This window comes from Nonomuraea sp. NPDC049695 (assembly GCF_040674955.1).
GTDB classification, from domain to species: domain Bacteria; phylum Actinomycetota; class Actinomycetes; order Streptosporangiales; family Streptosporangiaceae; genus Nonomuraea; species Nonomuraea helvata.
Window position 1 is genome coordinate 1 of record NZ_JBFANV010000230.1, and the last position, 1,597, is coordinate 1,597.

Genomic DNA, 1,597 nt, shown 5'->3' on the forward strand with positions numbered 1-1,597 from the left:
TGCCGCCCCGGCCGGGTGACGACCCCACCAAGCTCAGGAGCAACGCCACCGGCCCGTTCCAGGGCCTGATCGAGTCGGCCCGCGACGCCGCGCAGGAAGAGGTGCTGCCCGGCGACGACGACCGCGTCTTCTACCGCAAGAAGTGGTGGCAGAAGGTCATCATCATGTCCGGCGGGCCGCTGATGAACTTCGTGCTCGCGTTCGTCTTCTCCACCATCCTGCTGGTCGGCATCGGCCTGCCCGCCGATGCCCCGATCGTGTCGCCCGAGACCAACCCGTGCGTGACCCCCGTCTCCGAGCAGCGCGCCGCCTGCAAGCCCACCCCGGCCGCGCAGGCGGGTCTCAAGCCGGGCGACCACATGGTCTCCTTCAACGGCACCACGATCGGCTCCTGGGACGACGCCAAACACCTGATCCGCTCCCACGGCCCCGGCCTGGTCAAGCTCGGCATCGTCCGCGACGGCAAGCCGATGACGCTCGACGTCACGCTCATCGCCCAGGACCAGCCCAATCTCCAGGACCCGAAGAAGATCGACAAGAACGTCGGCTTCCTCGGCGTGCTGCCCACCAGGGTGATGGAGCAGCAGAGCGTCGGCCAGGTGATCGGCTACATGGGCGAGCTGACGGCCAGGGTGGCGGGCTCGATCTTCAACCTGCCGGAGAAGATGGCCGGCGTCTGGCACGCGGCCTTCTCCGGCGAGGAACGCGACCCCGAGGGCCCGATGGGCGTGGTCGGCGCAGGCCGCATGGGCGGCGAGATCCTGGCCTCCGACTTGTCCGACAAGGAGAAGATCGCCGTCTTTGTCAGCCTGCTGGCCGGCTTCAATCTGGCGATCGGCATGTTCAACCTGATCCCGCTGCTGCCGCTCGACGGCGGGCACATCGCGGGCGGGCTCTGGGAGGGGCTCAAGCGGGCCTACGCCAAGGTCATGCGGCGGCCGAAGCCCAAGTACGTCGACATCGCCAAGGTGCTGCCGCTGACGTACGCGGTGGCGCTGGTGATGATGATCATGGCGGGCCTGCTGGTCTACGCCGACCTGGTCAACCCGCTCACGCTCACCCGCTGAGGCCTGCTCGATCAGCCGCTGGGCGATCGGCGAGCGATGGCAGGCCCCGGCGTCGCGCTCGACACAGAGCGGCGCTGCGGTCCCACTGCTCGGCAGCTCCGACACGATCGGCGTGAGTTCGCCCAGGCGTACTCGGGTCCGCGGCTCCTCCGGCGTGATGTGCGTGATGCCTGCCACGTCGCACCCAGCTGGTCGGTGATGGGCTCGTGGGCTGCGGTGAAGAACAGACTGGGCACGCCGCTCCGGTGGATGAACTCCTCCGCCAGGCGTGACTTGCCCACGCGGCGACGGCCTCGCATGAGAATGGCACGCCCGGGCCGGTCTCCAGTGCCCACGCGCGCGAAGTAGCGGCCGAGTGCGGCAAGCTGCACGCTGCGGCCTGATCGGCCTGGTCGAGGACCGTATCGCCGGCCTGATCGGCTGGCTCGCCGAACGCGGCCTGGCCGCCCCGAGCACGTCCCCGCTGCTCTGCGTGCTCCCCTCGGCCAGCTCCAGGTCGTCGATGCTGAGCCGCACGGCGGGGTCGGCGG

Annotated in this window: 1 protein-coding gene; it reads left to right on the plus strand. The window is 69.7% G+C overall.

Going from position 1 to position 1,597, the window contains the following annotated elements:
- The coding region (locus tag AB0J64_RS57230) for a site-2 protease family protein (RefSeq protein WP_364047244.1) at nucleotides 1-1,067 on the plus strand (1,067 nt) is incomplete at its 5' end.
- Nucleotides 1,068-1,597 lie beyond the last annotated feature (530 nt).